Origin of the sequence: Micromonospora arida (assembly GCF_042873195.1) — a bacterium.
GTDB lineage: Bacteria > Actinomycetota > Actinomycetes > Mycobacteriales > Micromonosporaceae > Micromonospora > Micromonospora arida.
Genome location: NZ_JBIALC010000001.1, coordinates 739898 through 754037, shown reverse-complemented (window position 1 = coordinate 754037; position 14140 = coordinate 739898). Strand labels below are relative to the sequence as shown.

Annotated in this window: 12 protein-coding genes and 1 pseudogene; 6 read left to right on the top strand and 7 right to left on the bottom strand. The window is 70.2% G+C overall.

Going from position 1 to position 14140, the window contains the following annotated elements; genetic code table 11:
- Positions 1-24: 24 nt before the first annotated feature.
- From ACFYP0_RS03670 to ACFYP0_RS03640, 7 genes and pseudogenes are all read right to left on the bottom strand, one after another.
- On the bottom strand, positions 25-204 hold the full coding sequence (locus tag ACFYP0_RS03670; protein WP_355497823.1) for a DUF6903 family protein: 180 nt from the start codon (positions 202-204) through the stop codon (positions 25-27).
- A gap of 19 nt (positions 205-223) precedes the next feature.
- Positions 224-1102, bottom strand: coding sequence for a carbohydrate ABC transporter permease (locus tag ACFYP0_RS03665; RefSeq protein WP_355497826.1), 879 nt, complete (start codon positions 1100-1102; stop codon positions 224-226).
- Between the two features lie 11 nt (positions 1103-1113).
- Positions 1114-2088 carry a carbohydrate ABC transporter permease gene (locus ACFYP0_RS03660; RefSeq protein WP_244219034.1) on the bottom strand — a complete coding sequence of 325 codons (975 nt, stop codon included), beginning with the start codon at positions 2086-2088 and terminating at the stop codon, positions 1114-1116.
- Between the two features lie 70 nt (positions 2089-2158).
- Positions 2159-3433, bottom strand: a pseudogene (locus ACFYP0_RS03655) (carbohydrate ABC transporter substrate-binding protein); the annotation flags it as partial.
- 93 nt (positions 3434-3526) lie between these two features.
- Positions 3527-5110 carry a carboxylesterase/lipase family protein gene (locus ACFYP0_RS03650; RefSeq protein ID WP_158629612.1) on the bottom strand — a complete coding sequence of 528 codons (1584 nt, stop codon included), beginning with the start codon at positions 5108-5110 and terminating at the stop codon, positions 3527-3529.
- Positions 5111-5228: 118 nt separating this feature from the next.
- Positions 5229-6827, bottom strand: a complete 1599-nt coding sequence (locus ACFYP0_RS03645; protein WP_158629613.1) for a carboxylesterase/lipase family protein — start codon at positions 6825-6827, stop codon at positions 5229-5231.
- 364 nt (positions 6828-7191) lie between these two features.
- Positions 7192-8283 (bottom strand): ROK family protein, encoded by a 1092-nt coding sequence (locus ACFYP0_RS03640; RefSeq protein ID WP_356978515.1) that lies wholly within the window; start codon positions 8281-8283, stop codon positions 7192-7194.
- A gap of 467 nt (positions 8284-8750) precedes the next feature.
- On the opposite strand from ACFYP0_RS03640, the gene ACFYP0_RS03635 reads away from it, so the two are divergent.
- The 6 genes from ACFYP0_RS03635 to ACFYP0_RS03610 all read left to right on the top strand — a co-directional run bounded on the left by ACFYP0_RS03635 (position 8751) and on the right by ACFYP0_RS03610 (position 14131).
- On the top strand, positions 8751-9731 hold the full coding sequence (locus ACFYP0_RS03635) for a DUF2804 domain-containing protein (protein WP_355497833.1): 981 nt from the start codon (positions 8751-8753) through the stop codon (positions 9729-9731).
- A 151-nt stretch (positions 9732-9882) separates the two neighbouring features.
- A complete protein-coding gene (locus tag ACFYP0_RS03630; RefSeq protein WP_356978586.1) occupies positions 9883-10866 on the top strand; it encodes a zinc-dependent alcohol dehydrogenase in 984 nt (327 codons plus the stop codon).
- A 2-nt stretch (positions 10867-10868) separates the two neighbouring features.
- Entirely contained in the window at positions 10869-11267 is a 399-nt protein-coding gene (locus tag ACFYP0_RS03625) for a 6-pyruvoyl trahydropterin synthase family protein (RefSeq protein ID WP_112623286.1), read from the top strand.
- Entirely contained in the window at positions 11264-12310 is a 1047-nt protein-coding gene (locus ACFYP0_RS03620; protein ID WP_355497839.1) for a glycosyltransferase family 4 protein, read from the top strand. The genes ACFYP0_RS03625 and ACFYP0_RS03620 overlap by 4 nt, the downstream gene beginning before the upstream one ends.
- Positions 12307-13125: a class I SAM-dependent methyltransferase gene (locus ACFYP0_RS03615; RefSeq protein ID WP_355497842.1), complete on the top strand. Its 819-nt coding sequence runs from the start codon at positions 12307-12309 to the stop codon at positions 13123-13125. The genes ACFYP0_RS03620 and ACFYP0_RS03615 overlap by 4 nt, the downstream gene beginning before the upstream one ends.
- A 67-nt stretch (positions 13126-13192) precedes the next feature.
- Complete coding sequence (locus ACFYP0_RS03610; protein ID WP_355497845.1) at positions 13193-14131, top strand: lysylphosphatidylglycerol synthase transmembrane domain-containing protein; 939 nt, start codon at positions 13193-13195, stop codon at positions 14129-14131.
- Positions 14132-14140: the final 9 nt, after the last annotated feature.

Below are 14140 nucleotides of genomic sequence, written 5' to 3'. Positions count from 1 at the left end.
CTCGGGCCCGCCGCACGCCGCGGCTCACCGGAACTTTTTGTTGTAGTCCGCGAGAAGACCGATCAGGACGGCGAGCGCCACGAGCATGATCGCGAGGTTGCCCCACCCGACCGTGGGTCGGACGACCATCACGGTGACGACACAGGCGAGCGCGATCAGCAGCCGGGCGACGACAAGCAGAGCGGCACGTGTCGGTTCCTTCATGACATCCCTTTCTCGGGCCTCAGCCCTTGACGCCACCGGCGGCCATGCCCTGGATCAGGCGGCGCTGGATCAGCGCGTACAGGAGGAGCACCGGCACGATGACGATGACCATGCCGGCGTAGAGCCGCCCAGGGTCCGCAGCCGCCTTCTGGGCGGCCATCAGGTTGAGCAGGCCGACCTGCAACGTCTTGCCCTCGCCGGGCAGCAGCGTCAGCGCGATGATGAAGTCGTTCCAGTAGGCCAGGAAGTTGAACAGGATCACCGTGGTGACCGCCGGTCGGGCCATCGGCAGCATCACCCGCGTCATGATCCGGAACCGGGATGCCCCGTCCAGCAGTGCGGCCTCCTCGAAGTCCCCTGGAATCGACCGGAAGTACGCACTCAACAGGTAGATCGTGAACGGGATCGAGGTCGCCGCGTAGACCAGCGAGAGCACCGCCGGGTTGTCGAGGAAGAACCCGTCCGGGAACACGTCGACCAACGCACGGTCCCAGTCGACAAGCATCAGGAAGATCGGCACCACGATGTAGTTGACGTTGACGAAGAGCCCGGCGAGCAACGCCACCTCGACGATGCTCTTGCCGCGGAACTCGTACCGGGCGACGACGTACGCCGCCGGCACCGAGACCGCCAGCACGAAGACCAGGCCGAGGAGGGTGACCAGGACCGACGTGGCGAAGTAGCGGCCCATCTGGGCGCCGCCGAACGCGTCGACGTAGTTCTGCAGGTGCAGGCCTGCGGGCAGGGTCCAGGGGCTGCCGAAGAACTCGCTCTTGCGCTTCAGCGAGGCCACCAGCACCCAGCCGACCGGGATCATGATGAGCAGGGTGATCCCACCGACGAGCAGGTGGGTGAGGCCACGGCCGGGCCGCGGACCGGATTTGTTGATCGTGGTCATGGGAGTGTCCTCTAGAACTGGAGGGGCTCACGCCGGGTCGCGCGGCTCACCAGGAGCGACACGAGGAACGAGAAAGCGAAGATCACCACGCCGATGGCCATGCCGTAGCCGTAGGCCGAGTTCGTGTACGCCTGCTTGTACATGTAGCTGAGCAGCACCTCGGAGGCGCCGTCCGGGCCGCCGCCGGTCATCGCCCGAACCAGTACGAAGCTGAGGTTGACCGCGCTGAGGATGAAGAAGGTCAGCGTCGTGCGCAGGTTCTGCCAGATCAGCGGCAGCGTGACGGCGAAGAACTGCCGGGTGGCCGCCGCCCCGTCGAGCGCCGAGGCCTCGTACAACTCCTCCGGGATGCTCGCCATGCTGGACATGTAGATGACCATGTAGTAGCCCAGTGACTGCCACAGCATCGCGATCGCGACCGAGTAGAGCACCAGCTTCTGGTCACCCAGCCACACCTGCTGCAGGCCGTCCAGCGAGAGCGCCCGGAGTGTGCCGTTGAGCAGGCCGTTCTCCTGGTCGTAGACGGCCGAGAAGATGGCCGCGATGACGACGACCGAGAGCACGTTCGGGATGTAGAGCACGAACCGGTAGAAGGTGTGGCCGCGCAGCTTCTGGCGGGTCATGACGGCCGCGAGGAACAGGCCCATCCCCATCGTCACCACGGTCACGACCACGAGTAGCGCGACTGTGTTCTGGAATGCGCGCAGGAACTGCTCGTCGTCGATCAGCTTGCTGAAGTTGTCCAGGCCGACGAACCGCATCTGTGCCGAGAAGCCGCTCCAGGTGTAGAGCGACATCCGGAACACGCTCACCGTCGGCCAGATCATGAACAGCGCGAACAGTGCCAACGCCGGTAGCAGGCAGATGGCGACGAACCGGCCGTCGCCGCGCCGACCGCGGGCGGCGGTACCGCGCCTCGACGTCGGGGATCGACCGGGCGCTGGCTTGCTGGCGCCCGGGGTTGGGGGAGTGAGGGTCGTCGTCACCGTTGACCAGTCCTTGGCTCTCGCGGGGAAGGGAGCGGCGGCAGCCCGTCCCCGGGCTGCCGCCAGGGCGTCACTTGCCCGCTTGCCGCAACTTCTCGCTGGCGTCGTTCAGCGCGGTCTGCCACTGGTCGACGGTCTTGTCGCCGCTGATGATGCTGTTCGCGGTGTCGAAGAGCGTGCCCTTGATGTTCACGCCCTCGACCGGCGCGGTGCTGGCGAAGCCCCCGACCAGGGCGGTGATGGTCGGGTCCTCGTAGAGCTGGTAGAACGGGGCGATCTCGGCGGCCAGCGTCGCGGCCTTGCCCTTGATCGGCTGGATCGCGTTGGCCTTGGCGAAGATGCCGGCGGCCTCGTCGGAGTAGAGGTAGGCGACGAAGTCCTTCGCGGCGTCCTTGTTCTGGGCGCCACTCGGGACCCAGACCGACTCGACGATGGTGGTCAGGTAGCGCTTGCCACCGGCGCTGACCGCCGGCAGCGGGGCCATCGCCCACTCGAAGCCGGTGGCGCGCGGCGCGTCCTTCATCTCGCCGACGACCCACGTGCCGTTCGGCATGAACAGGGTCTTGTTGTCGAGCAGAGACTGCTGGTTCTTGGTGAAGTCCTGCTCGTTCGCGTACCCGACGGTGGTCTTCGACGCGTAGGTCAGCAGCTTGGCGGTGATGTCCAGGACCTGACGCGCCTGGGGGGTCTTCCAGACACCTTCGGAGTAGGTCATGGCGTCCTTGTAGAACTGCTCACCGCCGACGTCAGCGAGCAGCGCGAAGAAGAACGAGTCCAGGTAGCCGGCGGTCGGGTACGTGAACAGCGCAATGCCCTCGGCCTTGGCGGCGTCGCCGAGCTTGAACATGTCGTCCCAGGTGGCCGGGACCTGCCAACCCTTCTGCGCGAAGAGGCCCTTGTTGTAGACCAGGCCGGTCGGCGCGTAGTACATCGGCATCAGGTAGGTCTTGTCGTCGTTGTACGGGTTGGTGTTGAGGTTGCCGACGATTCCGTCGGCGAGCTTGGACCGCACGGTGGACTGTTCGCCCGGCACTGTCATGTCCAGGACTCCGGTGAGGTCCTCCAGCGCCTTGTCCTTGACCAGCGTCTCGGCGAGCGCGGCCTTGCGGCCCTGAGGCAGCACCACGACGTCGGGGAACTTGCCAGCCTTCATGTTGGGGCTGATCTCGTCCTCAAGGGTCTTCGAGAGCTGTAGCTGAACGTCCACGTCGGGGTGCTTCGCCCGGTAGGCCTCGACGACCTGGAGGTACATGTCCCGGCCGTAGCCGCCCTCGAAGGCCGCGAGGCGGTGCTCGCGCTCGCCAGCGCCGTCACCGCACCGCCTCGGCGCAGCGCAGGCAGCCTCGACCGCAGTCGATCGGTGAGACGCAACAGTGCGGGCCCGCCCCGTGGAGGGCGAGCCCGCACTGTTCTGTTCATTGGTACGCGCGGTAAGAGGTCAGCTGAGCCAGAGGCCGCAGTTGTGCTCCGCCGCGAAGGTGTTGATCACTCGGCTCGCTCCGCCGGTGCGCAACTGCATCACGTTCTCGTCGCCGCCGTAGGTCGGCCACGACGGTGCGCCCCGATAGTTCGGGTTGCCGTCGTGGGCGAAGGCGCCCCAGTACCGCATCATCTGGTCCGACAGCTTCTCCTGTTGCGCCGTCAGGGGCCGCTCGCCGAGGGTGAAGTCGAACAGGTAGGCGAGCTCGCCGCTGTGGCCGTTGGAGACGTCCTCACCCGGGACGCGGAACCCGTAGAGGGTCGGCGAGGTCGGGTCGTTGAACTCGTAACGGTAGAGCGGCGTCTTGGTGGAGATCACCCGAGCGGCCTGCTCGGTCTGGCACGCGCGACCGGCGTCGGTGTGCACCTGCGTGATGGCGTCCCACGGGCTCTTGAACTTGCTCAGCGGGTACGCCTCAAGGACGCGGTCGGCCTTTTCGCCGTACTCACGCTTGATCGTGTCGACATAGCCCTGCGCGGTGATCCCGGCTAGGGCGGTCTCGGTGAGACGGCTCTCGGAGCGCGTGGTGCCGCTCATCACCGGCACCTTGTTCCAGGTGCCGTCGGCGAACGCGTCGGCGAACGACTTGGGCAGCAGCGAGCCGCCCACCTTCGAGTTGCCAAGGTAGTTCGCCTGGTTGGCGACGAGCTTCCCGGGCCACGCCGCACGCAGGCAGTTCACGACGGTGGCGGCATCGGTGCAACCCACCGACTCCGCGAACCCGACACCCCGCTGCTCGCCGACCGCGAGCGTGTTGCGGGTGGCCAGGCACTGCTGGCTCTGCACGATCGCCTTGTGGAACAGGCCCTTGGCCGCCGGCATGGCCATCATGTCGCACACGCCCTGGCCGCCCGCGGACTGGCCGTAGATCGTCACGTTGTTGCGGTCGCCGCCGAAGTTGGCGATGTTGTCCCGGACCCACTTCATCGACGCAAGCTGGTCCATCCGGCCGTAGTTGCCGGACCCACCTTCGGTGACCTCGCTGAGCGCGGGGTGGGCGAGGAAGCCGAGCGCACCGAGGCGGTAGTTGATCGAGACGATGATCGTGTCGGTCTTCGCGGCCATCGTGCCGCCGCCGTAGATGACGCCGGTGCCCTGGGTGTGGCCCCCGCCGTGGAACCAGAGCATCACCGGCAGCTTGGCGTTCTTCGCGACCTTGCTCGGTCGGTAGACGTCGAGGTAGAGGCAGTCCTCGCTGACGGCCTGCTCCTCGCGGATCCCGGTCGGCTCGAACTGCAGGCACGCCGGAGCCTGCTGATCGGCCGACCGGATTCCCCGCCACGACTCCGGCGCGGCCGGAGGGGCGAACCGCAGGTCGCGTACGGGGGGTGCCGCGTACGGCAGGCCGAGGAACTGGTCGAACTGCTTCGTCGCGTCGCCACGGACGAGTCCGTTCCGGCTCTGCACGACGGGGTCACCGCCGCGTCCGTCGCCCTTGCTGTCCGCTTGGGCGACGGCGCTGGCACCCGCACCGAACAGCAGCACGGGGGCGATCACGGCGGCGGCCCAGGTGGCCAGGCGACGCTTGGGGAAAGCTCTCACGAATTGATCCTTTTCAGTCGATCGAGGGGAAAGTGCAGCTGTCGGCTGCTCGAAGCGCTCGTTCGGGGGATCCGCGCTGTGGTGCCGAGGCATCACGCCGCGGACCTCGCCGACGTGGTCAGACAGCGGGGCTGATCGCGTCCCACACCGAGCAGTTGTGCGAATCGCCGATCGTGGTGTCGGCGACGCGCTGGGCGCTGGGGGCCGCGAACTGCAGGAGGTCACCCTGCGGGGCGTACCGGGGCCAGGTCGGTGCGAACCGCACGTTCGGGTTACCGTCGCGGGCGAAGCTGCCCCAGTAGCTGATCATCTGGTTGGAGAGGTCGACCTGCTCGCTGCTGAAGGGCAGGGCGGTGCCGAGGTAGTCCCAGAGGTAGCCGAGGTCGTTGACGTGAGTGGCACCGAAGGGGTAGTCGGTGTTGAGGCGCCAGATCGAGACGAAGGCCGGGCCGTTCTTCTCGGCGAACTCGTAGGCGTAGGTCTTGGTGTCCTTCGCCAGTCGCTCGCGCAGCGTCTGGTCGCGACACGCACGCTGGTCGCTCTGGATCGCACCCCAGGTGACGGTGGGCGACTTGTAGTTCACCACGGGGTAGGTGGCACGGATCTGGTCGACGCCACTCGGGTACGTGGTGGAGATCAGGGTGTTGAGCTGTGCGGTGGTGAGCGGCTTGTCGAGGTAGTCGTAGGCGGCGAAGACGCTCTGCTGCGACTCGTCGGAGGTGCCGCCGACCATGACCGGCAGGTCGGTCAGCTTGCCGGTCTTCATCAGCTCGATCGGGTCGGTCGGCACGACGCGAGTGCCGGCGACGGCGCCCGACTGCCGGACCTTGGCCTGCGCCGCGAGAATCTCAGTGGGGCTCTTCGAGCGAAGGCAGTCGACCTGGCCCGCGCCCGTCGGGCAGCCAAGTTCGGCGCTGAACTGCTCGCCGCTCTCGCGGGCCGCCGGCAACGTCCGCAGCGGACTGCCGCCTCCGCTCTGGAGGATGGCGCGGTCGAAGAGACCTCGCGCGGTGGGCGAGGCAAGCTGCACGGCCGTGTTACCGGCACCTGCGGACTGGCCGGCGACGGTGACGTTGTCGGGGTTGCCACCGAACGCCTTGATGTTCTTCTGCACCCAGCGCAGGGCGGCCTGCTGGTCGAGGATCGCGAAGTTGCCGGCCGAGCCGTCGCGGTTGTCCGCCTCAAGGGCCGGGTTCACGAGGTAGCCCATGGCGCCGAGCCGGTAGTTGATCGTGACGTAGACGGCGTCCTCTCGCGTCACGAACTTGTCCGGGTTGGTGTCGCGTCCTGCGCCGGCGAAGTTGCCGCCGCCGTGGATCCAGAAGAACACCGGGAGGTTCTTCTTCGAGACGGTGCTGGGGCGGTACACGTTGAGGTAGAGGCAGTCCTCGGTCAGCGTGGGCTTGTCGTATCCGGGGTCCCAGCCAGTGCCCTGTACGCAGGAAGCCCCGAACTGTGTCGCGTTCCTCGTGCCCTTCCACTTGGCGGCCGGCTGCGGTGCCTTCCAGCGAAGGTCACCCGTCGGCGGCGCGGCGAAGGGGATGCCCTTGAAGGAGGTCACCATGCTCTTGGCCTCGCCACGGACCGCGCCCTTGTCCGTCTGGACGACGGGGGACTGGCCGGGGTAGGTGCCGGCGCCGCGTGAGGCGCTGGCGAAGTTTGCCAGAGCGGGCGGGCCTGCGGTGACGGCCAGGGCGGCAGCCGCTGCGGCTGACACCCCTGCCACCCATCGAGCGGTCCGTCGGATCTTCATCGGTGGTCATACCTCCATTTTTGCGGCAGGGGAGGTCCCCGGTTCGCACCGGTCCGGTGCCGCAGGTGGTCGTGGACGGGGGAGTCCACGTGAAGGGGAGGCGCATCGGGTAAACGAATGCACCGACCCGTAGAGGAGGCCAGGCGACGGTTCAGGCGAGTACCGGGCAGGGAGCCGGAGTGGAACGGTCGCGACGCTGGCGCTTCCCCCGGCCGGCCGAGGACGGAGGAAGGCTTTGTTGTTGGGCAGAACATTACCGCTACCAGGAGACTTCGCAACCGTAGGGCTAATTTGATGTTGCGGACATGTTGCGGCCGTGACCCGTCCGTTACCGGCTGACGGTCACGGCGGGCAGTTGCCCCGCCCGAGCGAGCGCGACGGCGCCGAGCAGTTCGGCCCGTTCACCGAGCTCGCCGGTGAGCAGCTGCACGGACTCCGCCATGAGGCTCGGCATGCGCTGGTCCATCGCTTCGCGCATGCCGGCGACAAACGGTTCTGCCGCCGCACCGAGCGCTCCGTCCACGATGATTGCTTCCGGGCTGAGCAGCACGCAGACGTCGGCGAGCACTCGCCCGAAACCCCGACCGAGGTCAGCCAGGATGCGGCGGGTGCCCAGCTCGCCGGCGGCCGCGAGTTCGCGAATGTCGGCGACGCTCAACGGTTGCGGATAGGTTGAGCGGCCGATCGATTCCACGAAGTCGCCGTACGTCACGGCGAGGCAGCCCCGACTGCCGCACAAGCACCATCGTCCGTTGGGAAGCACCTGGACATGCGCCAGTTCCCCGGCCAGGCCGCGGGCACCCCGGTGCAGTCGGCCGCCGAGGATCAGCCCGGCACCGATCCCCTCGACCAGCTTGATGTAGAGGAGGTCCTCCAGGCCGCGTCCCGCCCCGGCGGTCGCCTCACCCAGTGCTGCGAGGTTGGCGTAGTTCTCCGCCGCCGTCGGGATGCCCAGGCGTTTGCCGACCGCGGGCTGGGGATCCGAGCGGAACCAGCCGAAGAGCTTTCCGAGCTCGGGTACGGCTTCGCGGCCCGCGTCGGAAATCCGGCCGAATGCCGCCCCCACCCCCCGTTCGAAGGCCGCCGGAACTCCGATGACGGCGCAGTCGGCCTGCTCCAACGCCGACCCCGACTCGGCGAACGCCTCCTCTAGCAAGCTCAGCCCTCGGTCGAGCACGCGTTGCTGGTCGCGATCGCTGCCAATCTCGAATGCACGGTAGGCGGCGAACGTGCCGTCCCAGCCGACCGCCGCGGCCCGGATCGTGGTGTGGCTGAAGCACAGGGCGGCTACCAGACCGGCGGGGTCCGCCAGCGTGAGACCGCTCGCGGGCCGGCCGCGACCGCGGTTCCGACGGCCGGCGTCGGCGGTATGTTCGACGACCATGCCCCGGTGCAGGAGGCGATTGGCGATGCCGGTCACCGTCGTCTTCGGCAGTCCGGTCGTGGCGCTCAACTCGGCCCGGCTGAGAACGGCGCCGCCGCGCAGCGCGGCGAGGACCAGTCGCTCGTTACCGGTGGTTCCGCCCGGTAGGGCGGGGACAGCGGGCGGCGTCATGGGCTGAGCGTAGCAGTTTTAAGACGAAACCAGTCTTAAATGCTGCCGTTGACCAGGGATCTTGGTCCGGATAGCCTCGGTTATGGCTCACTTAGAACGAGTTGAGTCAAAAGGTGCTCCGGCAGGCCGAGCCGGACGCCGACCGGCGAGCAGATATGGGACCCGGCCAAGTCCCGAACCTGTCAGCCGGCCGGCTGCGGGATGCGGCCAGCTGTGGTGGAACTCTGGCGAGTGCGCAGCTGGCAGCACCCGCAGCTGGCGAAGCCGTTCCTGGCGGCACCGCCGATCCTGTGATCGGGTGTCTCGGGGTGGCGGGGGCTATCGTGCCCCTCGTGACGCACGAACGTGAGCTGGTCTCGCCTGTCGACCTGTGCCAACCGGACGGGCGACTCAACCCCGCGGCGGTGGGCTGGACCCGGCGTCCCCTGCACACCGCGAACCTGCGCGGCTGGGGCCGGACCAAACGATGGGAGTACTGGGGCATCGTGACCCCACGGCACATCATCGGGCTGGTCGCCTCATCGCTGGACTACGCCGGCGTGCACAGTGTCTACGTGCTCGACCGGGACAGCGGCACCGAGACGAAGGCCGACGTGGTGGTGCCGCTGGCGCGGGGCGCGGTGCTACCGCCGCACTGCGGCGTGGGCGAGGCGGGCGCACGCGGCGGTGGCCTGGCGATCCGGATCGTTCAGCGCCCGGACGGCACCACGATCTCGGCGAGCGCCCCTGGCGTACGGCTGGAGGTGGACGTGCCGTTGCCGGCCGATCACGAGTCACTCGGGGTCGTCGTGCCGTGGAGCACCAGGCGATTCCAGTACACGGTCAAGGACGTCGGCCGCCCGGTGCTCGGCACGCTGGAACTGCACGGCCAGACGTACGAGATCGGGGGACCGGACGCGTTCGCCGTGCTGGACCACGGTCGCGGCAGATGGCCGTACTCGGTCATGTGGAACTGGGCCGCCGGTGCGGCGCCGGGACGAGCGATCCAACTCGGCGGCCGGTGGACCGACGGCACCGGGGTCACCGAGAACGGCCTCTTCGTCGACGGCCGCCTGCACAAGATCGGCGAGGAACTGCGCTGGACCTACGACCGGGCGGACTGGCTGCGCCCCTGGCGGATCAGCGGCGACCGGGTCGAGGTCGAGTTCCAGCCGTTCCACGAGAAGGTGTCCCGCACCAACCTGGGTGTCGTCGCGAACGAGACGCACCAGTGTTTCGGGCACTTCTCCGGCTGGGCGAAGACGGACGACGGAACGACGGTGAGCCTCGACGGGCTCGTCGGTTGGGCCGAGGAGGCACGCAACCGCTGGTAGCGGGTTGCCGCCGCCACGCGCACACCCGCGGTCAGCGCTCGGCAGCACTTCGAACTGTGGACACCTCGCCTCCGTGTTTATGATCGACGACCCCGACCGGGGCACGGAAGCCTGGCCGTTCGGCCCAGAACACGAGGTGAGGTGCGCGACGGTGATCCGCGAGGCGTACGCCTGCTGGGTGCGCGAACCCGGCGCGGCCGAGATCCGGCCGGTGTCGCTGACCGCCCCCGGCCCCGACGAGGTGCTGGTCCGGGCCCGGTACTCCGGGGTCAGCCGGGGCACCGAGACGCTGGTCTTCACCGGTCGGGTGCCCGCCGACCAGCGCGCCGCGATGCGCGCGCCCTTTCAGGAGGGTGACTTCCCCGGCCCGGTGAAGTACGGCTACCTCAGCGTCGGCGTGGTCGAACAGGGCCCGCCGGAGCTGCTCGGGCGGACGGTCTTCTGCCTGCACCCGCACCAGAGCGCGTACGTCGTGCCCGCCACCGCCGTGGTGCCCGTGCCGGAGGGGGTGCCGGCCGCCCGGGCGGTGCTCGCCGGCACGGTGGAGACCGCCGTCAACGCGCTGTGGGACGCGGCGCCGCTGGTCGGTGACCGGGTCACCGTGATCGGCGCCGGCATGGTGGGCTGCTGCGTCGCGGCGCTGCTCGCCCGGTTCCCCGGCGTGCAGGTCGAGCTGGTCGACACCGACGCGCGCCGGGCCGGCGTGGCCGGGGCGCTCGGCGTCGACTTCGCCAACCCGGCCGACGCCCGCGGCGACCGTGACCTGGTCGTGCACGCCAGCGCCACCGCCGCCGGCCTGCAACAGTCGCTGGATCTGCTCGCCCCGGAGGGCACCGTCATCGAGCTGAGCTGGTACGGCGACCGCCCCGTGCAGGTGTCGCTGGGCGGCGCGTTCCACTCCCGTCGACTCACCGTGCGCAGCAGCCAGGTCGGCATGGTGGCACCCGCCCGACGGGGGCGACGCAGCTACGCCGACCGGCTGGCGCTCGCCCTGGACCTGCTCGACGACCCGGCCTTCGACGCCTTGATCACCGGCGCGTCCCGGTTCGCGGAGCTGCCCGACGTGCTCGCCCGACTCAGCTCGGGTGACCTGCCCGCCCTCTGCCACCTCATCACCTACGACGACGGGGAGTGACCGTGTTCAGCGTCACCGTTCGGGACCACATGATGATCGCCCACAGTTTCCGAGGCGAGGTCTTCGGGCCCGCCCAACGCCTGCACGGCGCGACGTTCGTGGTGGACGCGACGTTCCGCCGGCCCGACCTGGACGCCGACGGGATCGTGGTGGACATCGGCCTGGCCACCGAGCAGCTGCGGGCCGTGCTGAGCGAGCTGACCTACCGCAACCTCGACGACGAGGCGGCCTTCGCCGGGGTGAACACCACCACGGAGGTGCTGGCCCGCACTGTCGCGGACCGGCTGGTCGAGCGGGTGCACGCCGGTGAGCTGGGCGCGGGGGCGCGCGACCTGGCCGGCATCACGGTCACCCTGCACGAGTCGCACATCGCCTGGGCGAGCTACGAGCGGTCGTTGTGACCGATGCGGGCCGGGCGGTGCACGTCGTCCTGCCCGGTGACATCGACGATCCGGCCTCGCCCAGCGGCGGCAACTCCTACGACCGGCGGATCTGCGCGGGGCTGGGCGAGCGCGGCTGGTCGGTGCACGAGCACCCGGTGCCCGGCGCGTGGCCGCACCCCGGCCCGGCCGACCGGGCGGCGCTGGGCGGGGTGCTCGCCGCCGCGCCCGACGACGCCGTGGTGCTGGTCGACGGCCTGATCGGCTCGGCCGTGCCGGACCTGCTCGCCCCGCACGCCCGTCGGCTGCGCCTGGTGCTCCTGGTGCACCTTCCATTGGACGACGAGCCGGAGGCCCGCGCCCTGGCCACCGCCCGGGCCGTCGTCACCACCAGCGTTTGGACCCGCCGCGCACTGCTGGCCCGCCACCCGGCCCTGGCCGGCCGGGTCCGGGCCGCGCCGCCCGGGGTGCGGCCCGCGCCGCCCGCAGCCGGCTCGGTGGCCGGCGACCGGTTGCTCTGCGTCGCGGCGGTCACCCACCACAAGGGGTACGACGTGCTGGTCGACGCGTTGGCCACGCTGGTCGGCCGGTCCTGGACGATGGTCTGTGCGGGCACCCTGGCCCGGGAACCGGATCTCGTGCACCGGCTGCGCGACCGGTTGACCGGAGCCGGCCTCACCGAGCGGGTGCGGCTGGTCGGCCCGCTGACCGGCGCGGCGTTGGACGACGCGTACGCCGCCGCCGACCTGCTGGTGCTGCCGTCGAGAGGCGAGACGTACGGCATGGTCGTCACCGAGGCGCTGGCCCGCGGTCTGCCGGTGTTGACCACCGACGCGGGCGGGCTGCCGGAGGCGCTCGGTCACGCGCCCGGCGGTGAGCGTCCGGGACTGCTGGTCCCACCGGGTGACCCGGCGGCGCTGGCCGCCGCGCTGATCCGCTGGCTCGATGACGACGCGCTGCGCGCCCGGCTGCGGCGTGCCGCTCTCGCCCGGCGCGACACCCTGACCGACTGGCCGGTGACCACCGCGTTGCTGGCCGGCGTGCTGAAGGAGGTGGCGGAATGACCGCCGAGGAGACCCTGCCGTTCGCCGACTGGCTGCGGTTGCGTGAGCCGGCCGACGCGGCGGCCCGCGCCGAGGACCTGCTGGATGCCGTCCGGGCCCGGCTGACGGGGGACGCCCCGACGGTGATCCACGACCTGGGTAGCGGAACCGGGTCGATGAGTCGTTGGCTGGCCACCCGACTGCCCGGACCACAGCACTGGGTGCTGCACGACCGGGACGCCGACCTGTTGGCCCGGGCCGCCGAGGGCATGAGGGGTGTGACCGCCGCCGACGGCGCCCCGGTCACCGTCCACACCCGCTGCGGCGACCTCACCCGGCTGACCGCCGCCGACCTCGCCGACGGTTCCCTGGTCACCGCGTCCGCGCTGTTGGACATGCTCAGCGCGGAGGAGATCGAACGGGTGGCGGCCGCCTGCGTCGGCCGACCAGCCCTGTTCGCCATCTCGGTGACCGGGCGGGTCCGGTTCACCCCGGCCGACCCGCTCGACGAGGCGGTCGAGGCCGCGTTCAACGACCACCAGCGGCGTACCGTCGAGGGCCGGCGGCTGCTCGGCCCCGATGCCGTCGCCGCCACCGCCGCCGCGTTCGCCCGGCGCGGCGTCGACGTGCGGGAACGGCCCAGCCCGTGGCGTCTCGGCCCGGAGCAGGCCGACCTGACCGCCGAATGGTTCCGAGGATGGCTCGGGGCCGCCTGCGAGCAGCGCCCGGACCTGGCCGGACCCGCCCAGGAGTATGCCCGCCGTCGGCTGGCCGACGCGGCGGCCGGCCGGCTCACAGTGCTGGTCGAACACACTGACCTCCTCGCCGGTGGATGAACCGTTCACGCCCTGGGTACGTGCACTAGGGCAAGTGGACGATCTTCAAAGGGGAGGGCCGGCGCCGATGTTCTGGGCCTGGGCACGAGTGGTCGGCGGGGTGGGTCTGCTCGCCGTCCTGCTGTGGCAGGTGGGCACCGGCCCGTTCCTCGCCGGAGTGCGACTGATCGACGCGCCGGCGTTGGCTGCGGCGCTGGTCATCGGGGTGCTCACCACGGTCTGCGCGGCGTGGCGGTGGAGCCTGGTCGCCGGCGGCCTCGGCGTACGCCTGCCACTGGCGACCGCTGTGGCGCACTGCTACCGGGCCGTTTTCCTCAACGCCACACTGCCCGGCGGGGTGCTCGGCGACGTGCACCGCGCGGTACGCCACGGCCGCGACGCCGGTGACGTCAGCCGGGGCATCCGCGCGGTGGTCTGGGAACGTGCCGCCGGGCAGGTGGTCCTGGTCGGGGTCGCGCTGGTGGTGCTCGCCGCCTTCCCGTCCCCGGTACGGCCGTACCTGCCGGTCGCCGCCGCGCTGCTCGTCGCCGGTGGGCTGGCCGTCGTGCTGTTGGCCCGGGTCCTTCCGAACGGTGGCGGGTCGCGCTGGGCGACGGCACTGCGCACCGCAGTGGCGGACGTACGGTCGGGGCTGCTGGCGCGGCGAACCTGGTTCGGTGTGCTGGTCGCCTCGGCCGTGATGGTCGCCGGTCACCTGGCCACCTTCCTGGTGGCGGCGCGCACCGCCGGATCGGACGCTCCGCTGTCCCGCCTGCTGCCGTTGACGTTGCTCGCCCTGCTCGCGATGGGTCTACCGTTGAACGTGGCCGGTTTCGGGCCGCGCGAGGGGGTGGCGGCATGGGTGTTCGGCGCGGCCGGCCTCAGCGCGGCCGAGGGCGTCGCCACCGCCACCGTCTACGGCGCACTGATCCTGGTGGCCAGCCTGCCCGGGGCTGCCGTGCTGCTGGCCCGTCGACGTCGAATTCCGGTCGCCGCCCGGGAAGCCGCCTCCGGCGGCGACTGTTGAGTCGGTTGT

What these genes read in the sequence shown, in the direction of transcription:
- ACFYP0_RS03670 (WP_355497823.1), bottom strand. Translation starts at nt 204, where the DNA reads ATGAAGGAACCGACACGTGCCGCTCTGCTTGTCGTCGCCCGGCTGCTG.
- ACFYP0_RS03610 (WP_355497845.1), top strand. Translation starts at nt 13,193, where the DNA reads ATGTTCTGGGCCTGGGCACGAGTGGTCGGCGGGGTGGGTCTGCTCGCC.
- ACFYP0_RS03665 (WP_355497826.1), bottom strand. Translation starts at nt 1,102, where the DNA reads ATGACCACGATCAACAAATCCGGTCCGCGGCCCGGCCGTGGCCTCACC.
- ACFYP0_RS03615 (WP_355497842.1), top strand. Translation starts at nt 12,307, where the DNA reads ATGACCGCCGAGGAGACCCTGCCGTTCGCCGACTGGCTGCGGTTGCGT.